Origin of the sequence: Vibrio sp. CDRSL-10 TSBA (assembly GCA_039696685.1) — a bacterium.
In the GTDB taxonomy this organism is placed as follows: Bacteria; Pseudomonadota; Gammaproteobacteria; order Enterobacterales; family Vibrionaceae; genus Vibrio.
Genome location: CP155566.1, coordinates 1,414,608 through 1,435,346 on the forward strand (window position 1 = coordinate 1,414,608; position 20,739 = coordinate 1,435,346).

General features: G+C 49.5%; 16 protein-coding genes and 3 pseudogenes. 12 read left to right on the top strand and 7 right to left on the bottom strand.

What is annotated here, in order from left to right; all coding sequences use genetic code 11:
• Positions 1-326 precede the first annotated feature (326 nt).
• Together ABDK09_14005 and ABDK09_14010 are read left to right on the top strand one after the other, a co-directional pair.
• Positions 327-1,382: a CHASE4 domain-containing protein gene (locus tag ABDK09_14005; protein XAW90499.1), complete on the top strand. Its 1,056-nt coding sequence runs from the start codon at positions 327-329 to the stop codon at positions 1,380-1,382.
• Positions 1,333-2,823, top strand: coding sequence for a GGDEF domain-containing phosphodiesterase (locus ABDK09_14010; protein ID XAW90500.1), 1,491 nt, complete (start codon positions 1,333-1,335; stop codon positions 2,821-2,823). The genes ABDK09_14005 and ABDK09_14010 overlap by 50 nt, the downstream gene beginning before the upstream one ends.
• Positions 2,824-2,964: 141 nt before the next feature.
• Here ABDK09_14010 and cdd read toward each other — a convergent pair whose 3' ends face one another.
• The 4 genes from cdd to sbcB all read right to left on the bottom strand — a co-directional run bounded on the left by cdd (position 2,965) and on the right by sbcB (position 6,771).
• On the bottom strand, positions 2,965-3,855 hold the full coding sequence (gene cdd, locus ABDK09_14015) for a cytidine deaminase (GenBank protein ID XAW90501.1): 891 nt from the start codon (positions 3,853-3,855) through the stop codon (positions 2,965-2,967).
• Between the two features lie 218 nt (positions 3,856-4,073).
• Positions 4,074-4,754, bottom strand: coding sequence for a CidB/LrgB family autolysis modulator (locus ABDK09_14020; GenBank protein XAW90502.1), 681 nt, complete (start codon positions 4,752-4,754; stop codon positions 4,074-4,076).
• Positions 4,745-5,119, bottom strand: a complete 375-nt coding sequence (locus ABDK09_14025) for a CidA/LrgA family protein (protein XAW90503.1) — start codon at positions 5,117-5,119, stop codon at positions 4,745-4,747. The genes ABDK09_14020 and ABDK09_14025 overlap by 10 nt, the downstream gene beginning before the upstream one ends.
• 200 nt (positions 5,120-5,319) lie before the next feature.
• Positions 5,320-6,771 carry an exodeoxyribonuclease I gene (gene sbcB, locus ABDK09_14030; protein XAW90504.1) on the bottom strand — a complete coding sequence of 484 codons (1,452 nt, stop codon included), beginning with the start codon at positions 6,769-6,771 and terminating at the stop codon, positions 5,320-5,322.
• 359 nt (positions 6,772-7,130) lie between these two features.
• Here sbcB and ABDK09_14035 point away from each other — a divergent pair, with 359 nt between their 5' ends.
• Positions 7,131-8,753 carry a methyl-accepting chemotaxis protein gene (locus ABDK09_14035; protein XAW90505.1) on the top strand — a complete coding sequence of 541 codons (1,623 nt, stop codon included), beginning with the start codon at positions 7,131-7,133 and terminating at the stop codon, positions 8,751-8,753.
• Between the two features lie 273 nt (positions 8,754-9,026).
• On the top strand, positions 9,027-10,076 hold the full coding sequence (locus ABDK09_14040; protein ID XAW90506.1) for an NAD(P)-dependent alcohol dehydrogenase: 1,050 nt from the start codon (positions 9,027-9,029) through the stop codon (positions 10,074-10,076).
• A 114-nt stretch (positions 10,077-10,190) separates the two neighbouring features.
• Here ABDK09_14040 and ABDK09_14045 read toward each other — a convergent pair whose 3' ends face one another.
• The 3 genes and pseudogenes from ABDK09_14045 to ABDK09_14055 form a co-directional block, all read right to left on the bottom strand.
• Complete coding sequence (locus ABDK09_14045; protein XAW90743.1) at positions 10,191-10,490, bottom strand: MFS transporter; 300 nt, start codon at positions 10,488-10,490, stop codon at positions 10,191-10,193.
• Positions 10,491-10,536: 46 nt separating this feature from the next.
• A pseudogene (locus ABDK09_14050) lies at positions 10,537-11,914 on the bottom strand (L-cystine transporter).
• Positions 11,915-12,314: 400 nt separating this feature from the next.
• A complete protein-coding gene (locus ABDK09_14055) occupies positions 12,315-13,070 on the bottom strand; it encodes an NAD(P)H-binding protein (protein ID XAW90507.1) in 756 nt (251 codons plus the stop codon).
• Positions 13,071-13,516: 446 nt separating this feature from the next.
• On the opposite strand from ABDK09_14055, the gene ABDK09_14060 reads away from it, so the two are divergent.
• The 8 genes and pseudogenes from ABDK09_14060 (at position 13,517) to btuD (ending at position 20,330) form a co-directional block, all read left to right on the top strand.
• On the top strand, positions 13,517-14,128 hold the full coding sequence (locus ABDK09_14060; protein XAW90508.1) for a flavin reductase family protein: 612 nt from the start codon (positions 13,517-13,519) through the stop codon (positions 14,126-14,128).
• Positions 14,129-14,140: 12 nt separating this feature from the next.
• Positions 14,141-15,170: pseudogene (cobT, locus tag ABDK09_14065) on the top strand (nicotinate-nucleotide--dimethylbenzimidazole phosphoribosyltransferase).
• A 2-nt stretch (positions 15,171-15,172) separates the two neighbouring features.
• Positions 15,173-15,970, top strand: coding sequence for an adenosylcobinamide-GDP ribazoletransferase (locus ABDK09_14070; protein ID XAW90744.1), 798 nt, complete (start codon positions 15,173-15,175; stop codon positions 15,968-15,970).
• 19 nt (positions 15,971-15,989) lie between these two features.
• Positions 15,990-16,536: pseudogene (gene cobU, locus ABDK09_14075) on the top strand (bifunctional adenosylcobinamide kinase/adenosylcobinamide-phosphate guanylyltransferase).
• On the top strand, positions 16,533-17,144 hold the full coding sequence (locus ABDK09_14080) for a histidine phosphatase family protein (GenBank protein ID XAW90509.1): 612 nt from the start codon (positions 16,533-16,535) through the stop codon (positions 17,142-17,144). Before cobU ends, ABDK09_14080 begins: the two are co-directional and overlap by 4 nt.
• A gap of 259 nt (positions 17,145-17,403) precedes the next feature.
• Complete coding sequence (locus tag ABDK09_14085) at positions 17,404-18,432, top strand: succinylglutamate desuccinylase (GenBank protein ID XAW90510.1); 1,029 nt, start codon at positions 17,404-17,406, stop codon at positions 18,430-18,432.
• A 117-nt stretch (positions 18,433-18,549) separates the two neighbouring features.
• Positions 18,550-19,539, top strand: coding sequence for a vitamin B12 ABC transporter permease BtuC (gene btuC, locus ABDK09_14090; protein ID XAW90511.1), 990 nt, complete (start codon positions 18,550-18,552; stop codon positions 19,537-19,539).
• 35 nt (positions 19,540-19,574) lie between these two features.
• The gene (btuD, locus tag ABDK09_14095; protein ID XAW90512.1) at positions 19,575-20,330 is read left to right on the top strand and encodes a vitamin B12 ABC transporter ATP-binding protein BtuD; all 756 of its coding nucleotides are present in this window, start codon (positions 19,575-19,577) and stop codon (positions 20,328-20,330) included.
• Positions 20,331-20,739 lie beyond the last annotated feature (409 nt).

Consider the following 20,739-nt stretch of genomic DNA (forward strand, 5'->3'; position numbering starts at 1 on the left):
ATTTTGTTGTTTTTGGTCATATAGTGATAAAAAAAAATGGATGATTTATTTTTATTGTGGGTATTTGCCATTACAATTTTTTCTATAACTAATAAGTCTATTTCGTGATTATTTGATGGTCAGTTTTCGAAACGTTCGACTACATACAAAAACCGCTTTAATTTTCACTGTCGCTTTAATGGCAGTGATTTTCAGTTGCTTGTTTGTAACACGCTATTTCTTTCTGTTCAGCATTAATCAACTGGAAGATATCGAAATTCGGCGTGCCAGTATGCAAGCCAAAGCGGTGATTGAGGATTTGGCTACCCGGCAGGAGGATGCTTCTTATGATTGGGCGTTTCTGGGACGAAACTTACCATTTGCTGACCGGCGATGATCCGGACTACGTTGAACGTAACTTCTCGATTGAAACTCTTGATGCACTCGGACTCGATTTGATGGCGGTGCTGCAACCGGACCGTAACGTCTTGGCAGTGAAGGTCCGAGGCTCGGACGGGCTATTTTTAACTCAACTGATCCTCAGCAGTCAAAGCATTGATGGTTACCTGGACTCGATGCAGCATAAACTAGACGGGGATAAAGTCAGTACATCAGGGCTGCTGAAAATTGGCAGGCAAGTCTGGATTGTCAGTCTGTCTCCGGTGCGTGACAGCAGTGGTGAATCTGAAACCGTTGGCTGGATGATTTGGGGGCAGCACTTAACCCAGCGCTTCCCGGCTAACTATCAGGATATTCTGATGGCGGATAATCATCTGATCACCAGTTATCAGGGTATGGCAGATGTCCATCATAAAATTGACCTGAATGATGACACTGATCCTGTGTACCGGGTTGACGGACGTCTGGTGCATTTTATGCCTCTCTACGACAGCGTTGGCAATGAAGTGGCGGTACTGAAAACGTCCGAAGAGCGGGTTTACTACCAGAAAGGCAATGATGTCTTTTTATTCTTGATCATCAGTATGCTGGTGGTGATGTGTGTTATCTCTTTGCTGTTTTACTGGTTGTTTAAGGATAAAATCAGCAAACGTTTCATACACTTTGAGCAGGATATCCAAAATCTGCTCGGTGCGTCCCCCGTCGGCTCTGACAGCCAAAAAGACGAGTTCGAACGTATTACTGAGCTGGTCCAGTCTCTGGCATACACATCGAGCCAAGCTCATGATCAGCTGAAAGATACACTGCGTAAATTTGATGCTCTGTATCACGGACAGTCGATGGGGATGATCCTGATTAACGATCAAGTCATGGTGGATGTGAACCCGGCTACTTTAGAACTGCTCGGTTACCAGCGTGAAGAGTTGATAGGTAACACACTGGATTTCATTTGCGGTGATAGCAATCAGAAACTGTGCGGTAGAGCAGTTCTATCAGCAGCTTGAGCGTGGTCAAAATAAGTTCGAGACCTTTATGCGTCGCAGCGATGACAGTGAAATTGCCTGTTTTGTCGAAGCGACGGTGCTGCAGGATAAAGCTCAGAAGTCGGTGATGATCGCGGTGCAGGACATCAGTGAGCAGAAGCAGCAGGCCGAACTGATTCAGACTCTGACCCAATACGATCCGATATCCGGTTTGCTCAACCGGCCGACCTTGCTGCATGCAATACGTCGCCAGTTACGTAAACAGGAGCAAGGGCAGGAGTTTTCGATTGTTTATTTCAATGCTTCTCGTTTGAAAGAGATCGATGAAGTCTACGGGCACGACATCTATGACGCTTGTGTGCGTCATTTTGCCGATACCTTGAAGCGCTACTTTATCAAAGATGACGTTGGCCGTATTAGTGAACAGGAGTTCACCGTTTGCTATACCGGCTCGCAGAAACGTCTAGAACGGATGTCGAATCATATTCTTGCGCTCTATCGCCAGAAAATTACCTTGCATGACACTGAATTGGATCTTGGTCTGAAAGGAGCACTGCTGCCTTCATCCATCGAGTTTGAAAGTGTCGAGAATATGGCGCATTGTGGTCATTTTGCGGTCACACACCAGGATACGATGGGGATCTCGCCGTTGATTGTGGTCACTCCGCAATTGTTTGAACAAACACAGGAATCTTTGGTTCTGAATCGAGATATCGTCGCCGCTTTGAAAAATCGTGAGTTCATTGCTCATTATCAGCCGATAGTTAAAGCAGATACCGGCCAGGTTGTGGGGTTTGAAGCTCTGGCTCGCTGGATTCATCCTCAGTTGGGGATGGTCTCGCCGGCGGTATTCATTCCGCTGGCAGAGGAGCGCAAACTGATTGTTGAGCTGGGTGAGCAGATTCTTGAGCAGGCGTGTCAGTTTTTACACACTTTACAAAGCAGCAGTGATGAGCTGCGCCGGCTGAGTATCCACGTTAACATTTCCAGCCCGCACTTCCACCACAACAGCTTGGTAGAGACGCTGCAGCGTATGATGGCGCAGTACCAGTTAGCGCCCGGGCAGCTGGTACTTGAACTGACGGAAAGTATCCTGCTTGGTGTGGAAGAAGAAACCCAGCAACGGATGGAAGCGGTCAAAGCGCACGGAGTCCAGTTAGCGCTGGATGACTTTGGTACCGGTTATTCATCGTTTAGTTCATTATGTAATTTCCCGCTCGATATCGTGAAACTGGATAAGTCCTATATTGACCGTCTTGAGACCAATGAGAAAGCCAAGTCGCTGATCCGTAATATCATCCATATGTCACAAGAACTGGGGTTAACGACAGTGGCAGAAGGCGTGGAAAACGGCGCTCAGTTGAGAAAACTCAATGTCTGGAATGTCGATGAAATCCAGGGTTATTACTTTTACAAGCCAATGGATGCAGAGCAGGCCCTGCAGACGTTTGGCCCAAAGTAGCTGGGCCTAAAGTCGCCGAGAGCGATGTGAAAGGTTAACCGTAAACCAGGTAAAACAGAAAAAGCCAGACATCAAGTCTGGCTTTTTCTGGCTGTGATGTCGTCCTGAAATGTGTTTATACAAAGGAGACGAATGATGGCTTCAGTCCAGTGACAGATAGGTCATCGGGATATCAGGATGGATGACTTCCAGCGTTGACTGGGTTGCAGCCAGATGACTGATGCGACCTGAGTTCATTTCAACCAGGGCAGCGGCCTGGATCTGCTCAAACTCTTCGCCGGCCATGCGAACCTGAATCAGAGCAACCTGGAGTGGTGGCAGGCTGGGGTTGAATGCTGCATTCTCTGCGTATGAACCCAGATAAACCTGCCCGTTCTGAGTTTGCAGGGCTACGCCGCTCAGATTGTTGGTGTAAGGTGAATGGCTGCGATTCAGCGCACTGAGAGCGTGTTGCAGTAACGCATCGTCTTCATCGCTGGTTTTACCATGGTCAACCTTCGCCATCAGTGCGGATTCGATGCCAAGATCTGACGGGCCGAACGATTCAGGCAGATAGTATTGCAGTGACTTTTCTTCGCGCTCCGGTAACTGAATCGTCAGCGTTTGCGACGTGTTGAGCTCATTCATAAACTGACGACAGTGGCCGCAGGGACTGTAGTTGACCGTAACGTCTGCCAGTCCTTCTTCGCCTTTCATCCAGGCATGGCTGATGGCCGCTTGCTCCGCGTGAATGGTCTGGTTCAGTTGCGCTCCTGAAAACTCCATGTTACCGCCAAAATAGAGGCGACCGGACAGACCGCGCACGATCGCACCGACATAAAATTCCGAAATCGGCACGTAAGCATATGCTGCTGCCATGGGCAGCAAGGCGACACGCAGTTCGGCATCGCTCATTTCTGCGATGGCCCGTAACTGGTTAAATTGATCGGAAGACAAAGTCGCGTCAAAGTCATCAGCCAGCACTATCGGAGCCAGATATTCTCTGACGGGTTGTGGCATGCCTGCCAGCGCCTGTTCAATACGGCTTCTCATACTCAATCCTTATTGGTGTATTGAAGTGTATTTTAGGCAACTGGCACCAAATGGATGTGATTTGCGTCACTTAATTAAATGTAACGTATTTTAATGTTTCATTATTAGAGTGATGTCACACATGGTATCGATTGCAGCGAGGCATAACCGCGCAGCCCGGCTTCTGCGAGAGAAAGCCGGACAGGTAAGAGAGCAGGAATGTTTACCAGAGAATAGCGTCAGAGACTGGATAGCCAGAGAGCCAGGCTAAAAACGGTCGGTGCCAGAATTGAGGTGATGACACCGCAGACCACCAGTGCCAAAGAACTGAATGCGGCATCACGGGGATCTTTCTCTGCACAGGTCGCAGTCCCGAGCGCATGCGAAACCGTCCCCATGGTCAGGCCTTTGGCGATAGGATGGGAAATATTGAGCAGATTGTAAATCGGATAAGCCATGATGGCTCCGAACAAGCCGACCAGCAGGACCATGATCGCGGCAACTGCCGGTTCACCACCGAGATTGCTGGCCACTTCCATCGCGATCGGGGTTGTGACCGATTTGGCCATTAAGGCCGCAATTAAAGTGATGTCCGCGTGCATAGAAACCGCAATCAGGCTGGCACTGAGCATCGACATCACGCTGCCGACGCCGCAGGCAAGCATAATGATGCGCCAGTTTGCGCGTATTTGTGGTAACTGTTCATACAATGGAAAGGCCAGTGCGACAACCGCAGGTTGCAGCAGATAGCTGATCCAGCGGTTGTCGGCATAATAGGTCTCAAAGGGGACTTTTAAAGCCAATAAGAGCGGGATCAGTATCGCGATACAGACCAACAACGGATTCACAAAAGGGGAACGTGCCTTTTTGGCGACCCAACGGGCAAAGAAAAAAACCAGTACAGTAACAATTAACCACATGATTTATTGCCTCTTTTTAGTAGACGATCGAGGATAAACCCTAGTGTGACAATCACCAGCGTGGTGCCGCCGATGGCGCTGGCAAGAATGATCCAGATATTGGCGGCCAGCATATCAAGGTGAACCATTAAGCCGACGCTGACCGGTACAAACAACAGCACCATATAGCGAATAAAGACGTTGGCTCCCGGTTTAACCCAGGCGACCGGTACCAGGCCGCTGGCCAGCAGGCCGAATAAAATCAGCATGCCGATAATGCTGCCCGGAATAGAGACTTCCAGCCAGCTTTGCAGATTGGTTCCTGCCAGCAGACAGAGAAAAATCAGTAAGAATGAAACAATATATTGTGCGATGGTTTTTGCCATGAATATCAGCCGTTATCCATTTCTGACATGATGAGTCAATTAAAAAGAGAGTGAATCAAATAAACGTTGTGTGAATCAACTAAAAAGTTGGTGAAGCAATTATGTGTGGAACAATTAAAGGGCTGCCCGTTAACTCCAAATAAAGCAGGGGCCTTGGCCCCTCAGAGATAACCTTAGATACAAGTCGAGCGCAACCAGGTTTAACTGGCCAGTTTTTCTACATATTGATAGACAGATTTTAATATTGCTATTTTTTTGCTGTCACTCTCATGTTCGTGAACTAAGTTTTCCAGGTTCAGCATGTAGTCGGGCAGATGAGTTTCAAAGTACTCCCGGCAATGTGCGTTCCAGCGACGCTGTTCGTTTTCGTTCAGCGTCCATGGATAGTGACGGGCACGATAACGGAACAGCAATGGTTCAATTCTCGGGTCACTGAATGTGATGCCCAGCTCTCCCAGAAACTCAGGGTTGGTCGAGCGGATGATATCCATTGACGCTTTGTCGGTGGGGGAGAAGAAACCACTGTAAAGCTGGGTATCCACATCGCCACTGTTATCGAATTCGCGCTCAATATTAAACAGACCAATCAGTTTTTCCCGGATTTCCGGATGTTGACGAATCAGTGCCAGATTGGCCAGACACTGCTGACGGTCAATCCCGATCTGCTCGGCATTTTCTGCCGTCAGGGTTTTAGCCGGCGCCAGAATCGGACATTTATTTAGGTGGATCAATTTGACCGGTACCGGTAGTTCATCCGGGCCCAGTTCATCGTGCCTCGTATACATACGGGCGTGCAGAGCATCGGCGTCTAAGTCGAGCAATGGCTGCGGATCTTTGGCCAAATCAACCACGATGGCGGCGTTCTGGTTGGTCGGATGCCAGGCCACGGGGACCACCCAACTGGTGTACTGGCACTCACGCCCCAGCATGCCGGAAACATGCATCAGCGGCGTCATATTAACGATGTCGATCAGTTCATTAAGCTTGCGCTTGGTGCGCATTGAGTAGAAATAATCAAACAGTTTGGGTTGGGCGGCTTTCACTTTCTTAGCCAGCTCGATAGTGGCGATTACGTCTGCCATTGCATCGTGGGCATTCTCATGTTCGATGCCGTTGGCCTTGGATAAATGCTCAAGCTTAAAGCTGGTGAAACCGTCTTCATTCTCCGGCCATTCAATGCCCTGAGGACGCAGAGCATGACAGGCACGCATCACATCCAGCAGATCCCAGCGTGAATTGCCGTTTTGCCAGCTCCAGGCATAAGGGTCAAAGAAGTTGCGGTAGCAGGTGTAACGAGTCACCTCATCATCGAAACGAATGCTGTTATAACCCAGGCTGGTCGTGTTTGGGGTTGACAGTTCCTGATGGATACGCGCGATAAATTCAGGCTCCGGCAGGCCTTGTGCCATCGCTTTCTGTGGCGTGATGCCCGTGATCAGCGCCGCTTCCGGACCTGGCAGGTAATCGCTGGGTAACTGACAGTAAATCACCAGTGGTTCACCAATGATATTGAAATCTTTGTCGGTACGTACGCCAGCAAACTGGCTTGGTCTGTCTTTCGCGGGACTGGTGCCCCAGGTTTCGTAGTCGAAAAAGAAGAATGTCGGTTGATTCTCGTGGTCGGGGCGATGTGGTTGCTGTTCGTTTTTCAAGCCAAGCCTATTCAGTCGATGGATGTTTCTTGCTGTTAGGCCACATGATATTTCAGTACAGCTGGGGTTACAATGGCAGTACCGGGTTTCGTAGGGTTGATAGCTAATTAATCATTTAAATCTGGTCTGTCCTTTGCTCCATTCGTGCAAAAATCTTAAAAATCAAACCACTTAGTTATATATATTGCTTTTGGTTATATCACTGTCGCTTATGGGTATTGATATTAATGGTCAAGGTGTTCAGGATGGCGCACTTTCAAAACTGGGTACGATATATTCCTGTAAATTATAAAGCTGCCATAAGCAATAAAAGGGATATTAGTGCTAGAGCCACTTTGACGTAAATAAATAGGAAATCAATGAGTCGTCGTTTAAGAATAGCAGCCAGAACTTCGTTGGCGTTTGGGGTGCTGGGGGTAATTACTCTAGTTTTAGGTATTTTTTCTTTGTTGCAGTTGTCGAAGCTCAACGACACCACCGATGTACTGACCTTACATCGTATGCCCGCAATCATGGCGGTGGATGACCTGAGGCGAGACACTTTGTTGATTCAGGTGCGGCTAAATCAATTGTCTGATGCGCAAAACCAAAAAGAAATTAGTGATTTAGTCGAATCTATTGATGCTATTTCCAAACGTTACGATGCCTCTGAGAGAAGAATGCTAGGTTTTTCACAATCTGCGGACTCCCAGCGTTTATATCATCAGGTTAAGAAGCTAAACGACGATTTGATGTCTTCGCTCCCGGCACTGATCAAGCTGAGTGAGCCTGGCAATATGGTAGCGGCGATCGCATACCGTGAGCAAACTGTGATGCCTATTGCAGTCGAGTTAAGAAAAGTGCTTGATGAATATGCCCGATACCAGCACCAGCGTGCCGAAGAAGACAACAACGCGGCGACAGAAAATTATCAGCAATCAAAGGCCTGGGTAATTGGCGGTATTGTCAGCTCCTTGGTGGTGATGGGGCTGCTTGCTTTCTTCTATACTCGTAGTCTGGTGACACCTCTGCGTCATGCTGTTGCGATTGCTCAAACTATCGCAACCGGCGATTTAACCCAGCGTTTCTCTGATGATCATCGCGATGAAGCAGCAGATATGCTGCGTGCCTTAGCCGACATGCAAAACCAGCTCAAAGAAGCGATGTCACTGATTTCAGACTCGTCACAACAGCTTGCAACCACTTCTGAAGAGCTCAGCGCTGTGACTAAGCAGTCGTCTTCGACCATCGAACAGCAAAGTGATCAGGTTAATCTGGCGGCAACGGCGGTGAGCGAACTGACCAGTGCCATTGATGAAGTGGCTCGTTCGGCCAACTCGACCAGTGATAATGCTGAAGTGGTGGACAGTAAAACCCAGCAGGGTAAAGTGAAGATCGTAGAGACCATTAGTACAGTCGACACATTGAAAAATGAAATTCAGCTGTCAGAGCAGAGCGTTATCGCTCTGGCTGACAGTATCCGACAAATCAGCTCGGTGCTGGATGTTATCCGCAATATTGCTGACCAGACCAATCTGCTGGCACTGAACGCGGCGATTGAAGCGGCGCGCGCCGGGGAAAATGGCCGTGGATTTGCGGTTGTGGCCGATGAAGTGCGCGCTCTGGCGCATCGTACCCAAACGTCCACTAAGGATATCGAGGTGATGATTGCAGAAGTGGGCGCGGAAACCGACAAAGCGGTGCAGAATATGCATAACAGTAATGAGATGGCGAGTTTAACTCTGGATATTGCCAATGCTGCCGGTGCGGCATTCGAAGAGATATCAGCACTGATTTCCAGCATCAATGATCAGAATGCGACGATCGCCAGTGCAGCGGAAGAGCAGTCTACGGTGGCGAGAGAGGTGGACCAGAACTTGGTGTACATCCGCGATTTGTCGATTCAGGCGTCTGCCGGGGCCGACCAGACCTCAGCCTCGAGTACTGAACTGGCCAAACTGGCCGAACACCTGAATCAGTTGGTGAAACGCTTTAAATTCTGATGCCTGAGCGCCATACTCAGCACATTGCTTGAATCTTTAATCCGGCCAGCCAGGCCGGATTTTTTCGTCGTCGTAAAATTCATGTTGCGGTTGGGGTAATGCTAGGGGCCAGATTTCTGAGCGACAACTGAGCGTTTATCGGCAATTTTGTAGGAATGGGCAAAAGAAAAATAAAATTGGGTATGCCCACTGAGTATCTATCATTAGATAATGGCTTTATGTCTTCGGGCATATTACGAGAAACTCATAGATACAACGAGAGGTTGGAAATCAATGAAAACTTTAGGATATGCGGCTCACTCCGCTGATTCAGCGCTAGTACCTTATCACTTTGAGCGTCGTGAGCTTCGCTCAAATGACGTTGCGATTGAAATCTTATACAGTGGTGTGTGTCACTCAGATCTGCACACTGTGAATGGCGACTGGGGTCCACAGCCTTACCCGCTGGTACCAGGTCACGAAATCGTAGGTGTGGTTACTTCTATTGGTTCTGACGTCACTAAGTATAACGTTGGTGATCGTGTTGCAGTTGGCTGTATGGTTGATAGCTGCATGGAATGTGACCAGTGTTCACATGGTGAAGAGCAGTACTGCCGTAACGGTATGACACCAACTTACGGTGCGCCGGATCGTCAAACTGGTGACATCACTCAAGGTGGCTACTCTAAGCACATCGTCGTACGTGAAGAGTTTGTTCTTTCAGTACCAGAAAACATGGATATGTCAAAAACTGCACCAATTCTGTGTGCAGGTATCACTACGTTTTCTCCACTGCGCACCTGGAATGTTGGTGAAGGCTCTCGCGTTGCGGTAATCGGTCTGGGCGGTCTGGGTCACATGGCAGTTAAACTGGCAGTGGCAATGGGCGCTGAAGTTACTGTAATCAGCCGTACCAAGAAGAAAGAAGCAGAAGCTGTTGCTATTGGTGCGAAGAAAATTCTGGCATCGACAGACGCTGAAGAGATGCAAGCCTCTGCATCGTCATTTGATCTGATTGTTGATACTGCGCCAGTGAAACATGACCTGAACATCTACACTCCGCTGCTGGATGTCGATGGTACTCTGGTTATCGTTGGCCAGATTGGTCTGATGGATGAGCCACTGACTGTACCTCTGGTTATGGGCCGTCGCCGCGTTGCAGGTTCATTAATCGGTGGTATCAAAGAAACTCAGGAAGTTCTGGATTTCTGTGCTAAGCACGACGTGTACCCAGAGTGTGAAATGATCAACATCGATCAAATCAACACTGCATTTGAACGTCTGGCACAAGGTGACCTTGCTCACCGTTTCGTTATCGATATGGCGTCTCTGAGCGCTGAATAATCAGACATGATGAAAGGGTGCATTGCACTCAGATTCAAACAGTTTGAAGGAAGCCGAAAGGCTTCCTTTTTTTTGCCTGCGGTTAGCCATCTTTATTCCTACTGGCAGCCATTTTTATTCTTGCTGTGTATAGGTAGCCAGAGTCAGCTGAGCTGAAGGCTCGGTGAGCCACTGCAGCAGTATAATCAGTACCGAAATGATCCCCACCGCAATAAAGACTGTGCGCCAGCCAAGCTTATCTCCCAGATAGCTGCCCAGCGGTGCGGCTGCCACTAAGGCGAGCGATACGCCGGAAAAAATGAACGAGAATGCGGCCGCGACATGATGCTCAGGTAAAGGGATACCGGACAGAGTGCTGGAATTGTAAAAGGAGCCCAGATTAAATAAGGGTAGAGTTGCTGTTGTGCACCGAATAAAAAGCCGACGGCTAAGCGTCGGCTTTTACTTTATTTCTGGACGATTAGGCAATCGCCTGTTCGCTTTGAGGCTGTTTGTCCGCGGTTTGGTTTAGCACGCGGCTGGTAATGGTACCTGCTGTCATGGCGCCAGAAACGTTAAGCGCAGTACGGGCCATATCAATCAAAGGTTCAATTGAAATCAGCAGAGCAGCGATAGTGACCGGCAAGCCCATCGCAGGCAGTACAATCAGTGCTGCGAAGGTTGCGCCACCGCCGACACCGGCGATACCAAATGAACTGATGGTGATAATCGCAACCAGTGACAAAATGAACTGAATATCAAGCGGGTTGATGCCCATAGTCGGAGCGACCATCACAGCCAGCATCGCTGGGTAGATACCTGCACAGCCGTTTCTGACCAATCGTCGCGCCAAACGATGCCGACAGGTTGGCAATCGCCGGAGACACATTCAATTTGGTGATCTGCGCTTCGACGTTAAGCGGAATGGTGGCGGCAGAGCTGCGTGATGTAAAAGCAAACGTCAGCACAGGCCAGATATTACGGAAATAGGTTTTCGGATTGACACCAACAAATGAAACCAGAATACCGTGCACCACAAACATCAGCGCGATAGCAATGTAAGAGGCGACGATAAAGCCCAGCAGGTTGAGGATGTCGCCCGCACTTGACGTTGCTACCACTTTCGCCATCAGAGCGGCAATGCCGTAAGGCGTCAGCGCCATGATCATTTTAACCAGACGCATCACAATCGATTGAATTGCTTCAACGAAAGTTCGGATAGGTGTTTCCAGCTGTTCTTTTTCGATGATGACTTTACGGGCTGCAATGCCGACCAGCACACCAAAAATTACCACGGCAATGATAGACGTTGAGCGGGCGCCAGTCAGATCGGCAAACGGGTTGGTCGGAATAAAGCTCAACAGCATCTGCGGAATAGTTAAATCAGCCACAGTAGAAGCGCGGCTTTCCAGCACGGCGATACGCGCTGTTTCGCGCGCACCTTCAGTCAGGCCGGCAGCAGTCAGGCCAAAAGCCTGGGCAACGAAGATACCGATCAGTGCGGAGATCGCTGTTGTGATCAGCAGAACAAAAATCGTCAGACCGGAGATTTTACCCAGCGAGCCGTTCTTATCCAGCTTAACCACGGCTGAAATCATCGAAACCAGCACCAGCGGCATGATCACCATCTTAAGCAGGCCAACGTAGCCATTACCAACGATAGCAACCCATGACAGAGTATCGCTGATGACAGGGCTGCCTTCTCCGAAGATAAGTTGCAGCGCAAGGCCAAAAATGCTGCCCAGCACCAGGCCCATTAAAACCATACGAGACAGGGTGTGTGACTTTTTCTGTTGTCCGAACAGGAAGAACAGAATGCCGACAAATACCGCAATCGCTGCGATAGAGGCAAATGACATGGTCGAAAATCCTTAAATTGGGGTTTATCCACGAGCCAGACCAGGCTGGAATTCGTCGATGCAATTAAGACGAATTGCATTGGATATAAAAGAGAGTCAGTGATTCAGTGCGCACTCTAGCGAGGATGATTTCAAATAGAAAAGATAAAAACCGAATTATTTATAATTAAAAGTTATATTGTTGGTGTTTTGTTTTGGTATTGTCGATAAATTCTGGTTAATTTGTCTATTTTCTATTCACTGGCAACAAAGTGAGTGTCTACGGGGCTTGGCAGGCGTATTGGCGGGCAGTAACAAAACCTCACCCGGAAAGAATGAGCCGTTCGAAAAGGTATATATCCAAACAACGTGGAGTTGCAGCCAACAGCGCTGCAGCTTCAAGTAGGAAGGGTATACGTGATTATAACGAGTCGTTGGTCCTGGTCAGCACCTGGCGCATAGCTTGTGAATTGAGGCAGGTAACAGGTGCGTGCTGGTAATTCAATAATCCGTCGATCATCACGGCAGCGACATCTTTCGCTGCGATCGGAATAAAGTTTTTTAACTCACCTAACATCAGGTATTGGCCAAATGTCATAAAACGCTGCAGCCATAACTCACTGGCCCGGATTTCTTCCCGCTTTCCGACTAATGGACCGGGGCGAACAAAGATAACCTGTTCGAACCCCATTTTGCTGATGGTCTGTTCAGCTCTCCCTTTGCAACGTAGGTAATGCGACATTGAGTTAGGGCTGGCACCGTAACTCGATACCACGGCTAAGCGGGTTACTCCTGCGTCTTTCATGCGCTGGGCGACCTGACACACCAAGGTATAGTCCACCGACTCCAGTGCAGACTTTGAACCTGCTTGTTTAAGGGTGGTGCCTAAAGCGATGATGCCAAGTTGTATGGTCATTGCCGTATTTACCCAGTCTTTGGTGTCAAGCAGGGGCGAAATCACTTCGCTCAGTTTGTCATGCTGAACCTTGAGAGGATGGCGGGTAAGGGTGATGACCTTATCGATCGCCGCATGTTGTAGTAACTGATCCAGGGTATGTGAGCCGACCAGTCCGCTGGCTCCGGCAATCATAACGCAATGAGCAGGTTTATCTGATGAAACCATAGCTGGTGAAGGTACCTTTTTATCTGAGTGGTTGTCTGAGTGATGGTGACTCATTGCTGTCGCTATATCATTGCTGTCGCTATAGTTGAACCGGCGTGACTGATACGGTAATAATTTAAAAATCGGTGAGTGTATGGGTAATGAACAGACACACTATAGTGCGGTCTTGAAGAGCATCACAGTTACGTTAAACCCAGAGGAAACCTGATGGCTTTTCTTATGGTCAGAAGGTTTTGTAGGTTGTTTTTGTGAACGTTGATTAGCAAACATAACGTCTCCTTTATCGGATGGTTTGTCATTAGTTAGTGTAGACCATATTTCTATCAACCACTTACTAAGTTGCTGAGCAACCTTTTACATACCTGGTGGTGAATGTTTGATCGATTTTGTGATTTAAATAGGCTGACGAGTGGGTTTCGTTTGTTATCGGTAAACGATTACGGTTAGACTGCCTAAAAGACTTCATCTTAATGTGTTTACCCAATTTACGGATAAATTGTATGTATATTGATTTAAGTCAGTGGGACCCGGCTAACATTTATCATTTAATGACACAGACTGTCGTCCCTCGTCCCATCGCATGGGTATTAACCGAATCTCATGAAGATAATTTCAATCTGGCGCCTTTTTCTTACTTTACTCCGGTGTCGAGTAATCCGCCTCTGTTGATGATTTCGATTGGCAAGAAACCCAATGGAGATATCAAGGATACTGCGGTCAACGTGAAAAAAACGCGTAAGTTGGTGATTCATATTGCTAATGGCTCATTAGCCAAGAGTGTTACCCGTACTGCGGCAACGCTTGAGCATGGCGAGTCCGAAGTGACCGCTAACGATATTGAACTGGAAGAGTTTGAAGGGTTTTCGCTGCCAAGAGTCAGTAATTGTCCGGTGGCCTTTGGTTGCTCATTGTACGAGATTCAGGAAATCGGCTCGACGCCGCAAACTCTGCTGATCGCTAAGGTAGAAAAAGTCTATCTGGCCAGCTACATCGCAGAGCAACATGGCGAAGGGCTGAAGGTCGATGCACGTAAACTTAATCCACTGTCCCGTTTGGGCGGTGGTGAATATGCCACATTAGATAAAGTATTCAGTTTTCAACGACCGAAATAATCAGGAACACACATGTTAGATCTCTCTTTTCGCGATGCGATTGCGCAGCGAATTGATCAAAAAACTAAGCCGCTTGGCGCGCTTGGCCAATTAGAAACTGTTGCCGCGCAACTGGCATTGATTCAGAGTCAGGGACGCAGTGCAGCGACAACTCAGATTGAGATTCACCAACCGACAGTGCTGGTGTTTGCCGGTGACCACGGTATTGCTGATGAAGGAGTCAGCATTGCGCCGAGTGCCGTCACTCAACAGATGGTGCTGAACTTTCTGGCTGGCGGAGCGGCCGTTAACTGTTTCTGTCGTGCTAACCAGGTTGCCATTAAGGTGATTGATTGTGGCATTTTATTGCCAGTGGAATCGGACCATCAGGACTTCGTGCAGCAGCGTCTGGGTGAGCGTACCGCTAACTTCGCGCAGCAGCCTGCAATGACGGCAGATCAAGTTGAGAAAGGGCTGGAGTTTGGCCGTCGGATTACCCGACAGGTCATTGAATCCGGATCTAACCTGGTGATGTTTGGTGAGATGGGTATCGCGAATACCAGCAGCGCAGCGGCATTACTGGCTGCATTGAGCGCTTTACCGGTTGAACAGTGTGTGGGTTTAGGCACCGGTATTTCCGAGCAGCAGTACCAGAAAAAGTGTCAGTTGGTTGCCCAGGGCGTCAGCCGTTGTGAGAGTGCGGATCCTAAATCCGTGCTGGCACAAGTGGGCGGCTTTGAGATAGTACAGATGGTGGGCGCTTTTCTGGGGGCTTGTGAACAACGTACACCGGTTCTGGTTGATGGCTTTATTGTCACTGTTGCCGCTTATATTGCGACTCTGCTGCAACCTGAATGCCGCGATTATCTGCTGTTTGCCCATCGTTTCCCATGAGTCGGGCCACAAAGCGGTACTTGAACTTCTGCAAGCGCAACCTTTGCTTGACCTCGACCTGCGTCTGGGCGAGGGCACAGGCGCTGTGCTGGCGGTTCCTCTGCTGCGCGCTGCAGCTGAGTTTTACAACTCAATGGCCAGCTTTGCTGAGGCAGGAGTAACCGTGTAATGCTGCGCGGCATGACTTATCAATGCCAGCTGTTTTTGCTGGCAGTGAGCTTCTTTTCCCGTCTGCCAGTACCCCGAAATTTACCTTACAGTAGTGAACGAATGAATCAGGCCGGGCGCTATTTCGCTCTGGTCGGTTTGCTGCTTGGGGCAATTTGTGCCGCTGTATATGGATTACTGAGCCAGTTTCTGCCTGCTAATGTCGCGATATTACTGACCATGGCAGTCAGCTTACTGCTGACCGGCGCATTTCATGAAGATGGGCTGACCGATATGGCTGATGGTATCGGTGGTGGCATGACGCTGGAGCGGCGCCTGACTATTATGAAAGACAGTCGCATCGGGACTTACGGCGCATCAGCTCTCATTATGGCGTTGCTTGGCAAGTATGTGTTGCTGACTACGCTGGCCGGGCAAATCTCGCTGCTTCCGGTGCTGTTGCTTGGCTACACCTTAAGCCGCGCTGTCGCTGCGACGCTGATTTATGACATGCCTTATGTCTCCGACCCCGACAGCAGTAAATCCAAACCTTTAGCTAACCGACAGAGCCGCCTGGAACTGGTGGTGTTGTGCCTGTGTGGTATCTTGCCGTTATTGGCATTCACTGGCGTTGTCTGGTTGTGGGCTGTGCTCATCTGTTTAGGTCTGCGTTACGCAATGAAGCACTGGTTGATGAAGCGCTTAGGCGGTTTTACCGGTGACTGTTTAGGCGGGGTTCAGCAGATCACTGAATTAGCACTCTACATCCTTGTGATTGCGTTACAGCACAACGGTATGACCATTCTTGGAGGAGTGCTATGAGTATTTGGGTAGGGGTTGTATGAGCATTCATCTGATTCTGGGCGGTGCCCGCAGCGGTAAATCCAGCTATGCCGAGCGTCAGGCCAGGCAGTATCTGGCTCGTACTCCGGGCGGGCGCTTGCATTACGTGGCGACCGCGATTGCGTTTGATGACGAGATGCGTGAACGCATTGCCCATCACCGGCTGCAGCGTGGTGGTGACTGGCAAGAACATGAAGCGCCGACGCAACTGGCTCAGACTCTGGCTGAGATGCAAGCCGGCGATGTGGTGCTGGTTGATTGTCTGACACTGTGGCTTAATAACGTCATCTACAATGATGGCCAGACGATGAATGCCGGGCAGATCAGTCAACAGGTGGAACAACTGGCTCAGTCTCTGGCGCGAAACGCAAGCCTCGGTGCTGTTAGTTTCTAATGAGGTGGGCATGGGTGTGGTGCCTATGGGCGAGGTTTCCCGTTTGTTTGTCGACCACGCAGGCTGGATGAACCAGGCGATTGCCGCGGTCGCAGACTCCGTTGTGTTGGTCGCGGCAGGCCTGCCACTGACACTGAAGAGTTCCTCATGATTCGGGTGTATCTGTTACGGCATGCCAAAACGCAAGGGCCGGCGGCGTTAAACGGCCGGACTGATGTTTTGGTGGCACCAGAGCGTCAGCGCCAGCTGGCCAGTCAGTTGCAAGCGTACCACTTTCAACAGGTGATCAGCTCACCGCTTAGCCGCTGCGCTGATTTAGCGCTGTTGTTGCAGCAGCAATCTCCGCAGTTGCCCGTCAGCCTGGAAGCTGACTTTCAGGAAATGGACTTTGGTTTGTACGATGGGCGCAGCTTTGATGCTCTTGCGCCTCACTGGGCGGAGCTGGAAGCATTCTGGCGTTCACCTGCCGATAACCCTCTGCTACAGGCCGAAACATTACAGGCTTGCTATCAGAGAGTCACATCAGCCTGGCAGCGTTGGTTGCCCTCTTTGCAGGACAACAGCCTGATTATCGCCCATGGCGGAACGATCCGGTTGTTACTGGCGCATATTCTTAAGGTGGACTGGCGTAACCCGGCCTGGTTCGCTTCACTGGCGATTGGTAATCAAACCCTGACCCGGCTGGATATCTATCCTGCTCAGCCACCAGTGGTTACCGTAAAGTGTATTGGCAGTGAACTCTCTGCCCCCGCCGATTAGTGGTGAGCAATTTGCAGCGAATGAAAAGATAACGTATTGAACTAATTCAATATAGAGTATCTGAAGCAGTTAGTGATAGAATTCGCGCTAACCAGCAATTCGTCACCCCGTTGTTTTTATCTGATGATTCGGTGTGGGCATTTAAAGAGTCGCTGTTTTTGACTGAACCCGGCCAACAGGTCTCCATAAGTGGGATCGTACCAACATAATTTGGCTGCACAATTCTTTAACATACCGCTGTGCAATAAAGGAGTAGCGCATGACGAAGTCTCTATTTCGCCAATCTTTTCTTTTTGACAGTTTAGATCTCGACCAGGCGGTCAGTGCAGCAGAAATGCAAACTGGCGGCGGGGTGACACTTAAGCTCCATGAGCGCGGTATTCTCGAAGTGATACCGGCCCGGCTTGACCACGAAACCCGACACATTGTGATTTCTACCGGTATCCATGGCGATGAAACCGCGCCGATGGAACTGATTGATAAACTGGTTGAAGATATCATGATCGGTTTCCAGCCGGTCAACGAGCGTCTGTTGCTGATTATCGCGCATCCGCAAGCCACCAATCAGCACACCCGTTTTATTGAAGAGAACCTGAACCGCCTTTTCGATGACAAGCCGCGAGAAACCAGCACTGAGCTGGTGATTGCTGATCAGCTTAAAATTTTACTGCATGAGTTTTTTGCCGATACGCCGATGGAGCAGCGCTGGCACCTTGATCTGCATTGTGCGATCCGTGGTTCCAAACACTATTCGTTTGCGGTCAGCCCTCGCGCACGCCATGCAGTGCGCAGCCGTGCCCTGATGGATTTTGTTGAAAGTGCGCATGTTGAAGCGGTGATGCTGTCCAATGCCCCTTCGGCGACGTTCAGCTGGTATAGCGCTGAGACATTTGGTGCTCAGGCGCTGACGCTGGAACTGGGCCAAGTGGCCCGGATCGGTGATAACGATTTAAAACGTCTGGTTGCTTTTGATTTGGCAACTCGTGACCTGATTTCACGCGAACCTTCCGAGCATTTACCGAAAAAAGCGGTCATGTATCGGGTCAGCCGTACCATTGTGCGTCTGCATGACGATTTCGATTTCCGTTTCGATGATTCAGTCGAGAATTTTACTTCGTTCGTCCATGGTGAAGTGTTTGGTCATGATGGTGATAAGCCTTTAATGGCAAAAAATGAAGGGGAAGCCATTGTGTTCCCCAACCGCCGGGTCGCGATTGGTCAACGCGCCGCATTGATGGTGTGTAAAGTGGATGTACGGTACGAAGACGATCAACTGGTATACGATTAAAGCGTAATCAGCCTGGTGCTTAATGCGGCGCTGCGTCGGTTGCAAGCAAAGTTAGTTCTTTCTATTTGAGTGGCTTAACGTTAATGTTAGGCCATTCTTATTTATCGTCCGAGTTTCATGGATTTTAGTCAGCTTATACAACATAAACAGCGCCGTTGGCAGCGCGCCGCGGTGGTCATGCTGCTCCTGCTGCTGGTGGCCAGTCTGTCCTATGTGATGGTCGGAGAACTGTTTATCTCACCATTCGAACCCATGAGCCCGCTGGAGCAGAAACTATTGCTGGATTTGCGTCTGCCGCGTCTGTTCGCCGCTATTGTCATCGGGGCTGCGCTGGCCGTTTCCGGTGCGACTTTGCAGGTGCTGCTCGGGAATGTATTGGCCGAGCCCGGCGTGATTGGCATTTCCGGCGGGGCCAGCGTCGCTATGGTTGTGGTGCTGTTCTTCTTTCCTGAGTCTGCCAGCCCGGAGCTTTTCATGATATCGGCTGTGATTGGCTCTTTGCTGTTTACTCTGCTGCTGGTCTCAATAGCGAAAGCGATGCGTCTCACCACAACCCGGTTACTGTTAGTCGGGGTGGCGCTGGGTATCTTATCCGGTGCGGTGGTAACTTGGGCGTTTTACTTTAGCGATGATCTCAGTTTACGTCAGTTGATGTACTGGCTGATGGGCAGTATCGGCGGGGCAAGCTGGTATCAGCATACTTTGTCTCTGGTCGCGGTGCCGGTCATCATCTGGCTGATGCTGCAGGGTAAAACACTCGACAAACTGATGCTGGGTGAAACCCATGCCAAGCAGTTAGGTGTTGATGTCGCACGTTTACGCTGGCAATTGATCCTGGCGGTCTCTGTTTTGGTTGGTGCGGCGGTCGCCCTGGGCGGAGTGATTGGCTTTGTGGGTCTGGTGGTACCGCATCTGCTGCGTCTGGCGCTGGGTACTGAAAACCGTATGTTGTTACCGCTTTCGGCGATAAGTGGCGCTTTACTGTTGGTGTTTGCCGATACCATCGCACGGCTGGCACTCAACTCAGCTGAACTGCCGCTCGGCGTAGTGACCACGTCACTCGGTGCACCTATCTTTATCTGGATGTTGATTAAAAATCATCACTAGCTCCTGTTATTTGAACTGTCCGGAATTGCGACGCTATGATTCAGATTAAAAGCCTCAATGTAGACTCACGTTTATTACCTCTCTCGTTTGATTGCCAGGCGGGCGAAGTGCTCCACGTTGTGGGGCCGAACGGCAGCGGCAAAAGTACCCTGCTGGCGGCTCTGGCCGGGGTACTCGACAGTGATGGCGACATCCGGGTGGGGGAAGTCGATGTTCGGGGTGCCAGTCTGTCCGATTTAGCCTTGCATCGTGCTTATCTGTCACAAAGTGAAAAGCCGGCATTTAACTTGGACGTGTTCCAGTATCTGGCATTGTCATTACCAGCCAGTGCGACAGGGATGGAAGAAGAGGTTAATCAGGCAATTAAAACCATCACTGCCATGCTGAAAATTGCGGATAAGTTGCATCGTTCCATTCACCATCTGTCCGGAGGGGAATGGCAGCGGGTGCGTTTAGCCGGCAGTTGTTTACAAGTCTGGCCGGCACTTAACCCCTACGCCAAGCTGATGATTCTTGATGAGCCGGCAGCCCCGCTCGATATTGCTCAGGAAGGTTTACTGTATGCTCTGATTGAGCAAATGGCAGAGCAGGGGATTACGGTGGTTATGGCCAATCATGATCTTAACCGTTCACTGCGTCATGCCGATAAAGTGCTACTGCTGAATCAGGGCGTTGTTCATCGCTTTGGCCGCGCAGATGAGGTACTGAGTGCCGAAAATCTGGCCCAAGTATTTGAAACCTCAATCAAGCGGGTCGAGCTTGAAGGCAAACCTTACCTGATCTTCGACTAATTTGGTGCACTGAGCACAACTCTGGGTCAGCTACTCCTTTAGAGTCAGAACGCTAAAAATAATACAATTAATTATTTTATTTTAAAACAATGAGTTATGTTGATTTTAAAAGTTGGCACGGTTATGGCATTAATAAGATCGATACATTCTCGTTCTTGTTAGGCTTTTTATAGTCTCCTTAGCCACCTTGCTCCCAAGGTGGCCTTTTTTTATCTGTCTTCCGACGACTTTCTGGTTTCTTTGTTGGTTTTTTGTTCTCCAAGGCTTTGCTGACCGTACATGACGTCATTATTTCTGAACTCCTGACCATCGCTGACCGTCAGACCAATCCGTATTCGACCAATTCAATCGTTCAGTCCTGCTCATGGAGAGAGGACGTTATCTCAACTAGACTCAATACGATTAAATC

Coding starts and splice junctions, on each gene's coding strand:
- ABDK09_14035 (XAW90505.1), top strand. CDS start 7,131: ATGAGTCGTCGTTTAAGAATAGCAGCCAGAACTTCGTTGGCGTTTGGG.
- ABDK09_14040 (XAW90506.1), top strand. CDS start 9,027: ATGAAAACTTTAGGATATGCGGCTCACTCCGCTGATTCAGCGCTAGTA.
- btuC (XAW90511.1), top strand. CDS start 18,550: ATGGATTTTAGTCAGCTTATACAACATAAACAGCGCCGTTGGCAGCGC.
- ABDK09_14005 (XAW90499.1), top strand. CDS start 327: ATGATTGGGCGTTTCTGGGACGAAACTTACCATTTGCTGACCGGCGAT.
- ABDK09_14025 (XAW90503.1), bottom strand. CDS start 5,119: ATGGCAAAAACCATCGCACAATATATTGTTTCATTCTTACTGATTTTT.
- cdd (XAW90501.1), bottom strand. CDS start 3,855: ATGAGAAGCCGTATTGAACAGGCGCTGGCAGGCATGCCACAACCCGTC.
- ABDK09_14080 (XAW90509.1), top strand. CDS start 16,533: ATGATTCGGGTGTATCTGTTACGGCATGCCAAAACGCAAGGGCCGGCG.
- btuD (XAW90512.1), top strand. CDS start 19,575: ATGATTCAGATTAAAAGCCTCAATGTAGACTCACGTTTATTACCTCTC.
- ABDK09_14085 (XAW90510.1), top strand. CDS start 17,404: ATGACGAAGTCTCTATTTCGCCAATCTTTTCTTTTTGACAGTTTAGAT.
- ABDK09_14060 (XAW90508.1), top strand. CDS start 13,517: ATGTATATTGATTTAAGTCAGTGGGACCCGGCTAACATTTATCATTTA.
- ABDK09_14055 (XAW90507.1), bottom strand. CDS start 13,070: ATGAGTCACCATCACTCAGACAACCACTCAGATAAAAAGGTACCTTCA.
- ABDK09_14020 (XAW90502.1), bottom strand. CDS start 4,754: ATGTGGTTAATTGTTACTGTACTGGTTTTTTTCTTTGCCCGTTGGGTC.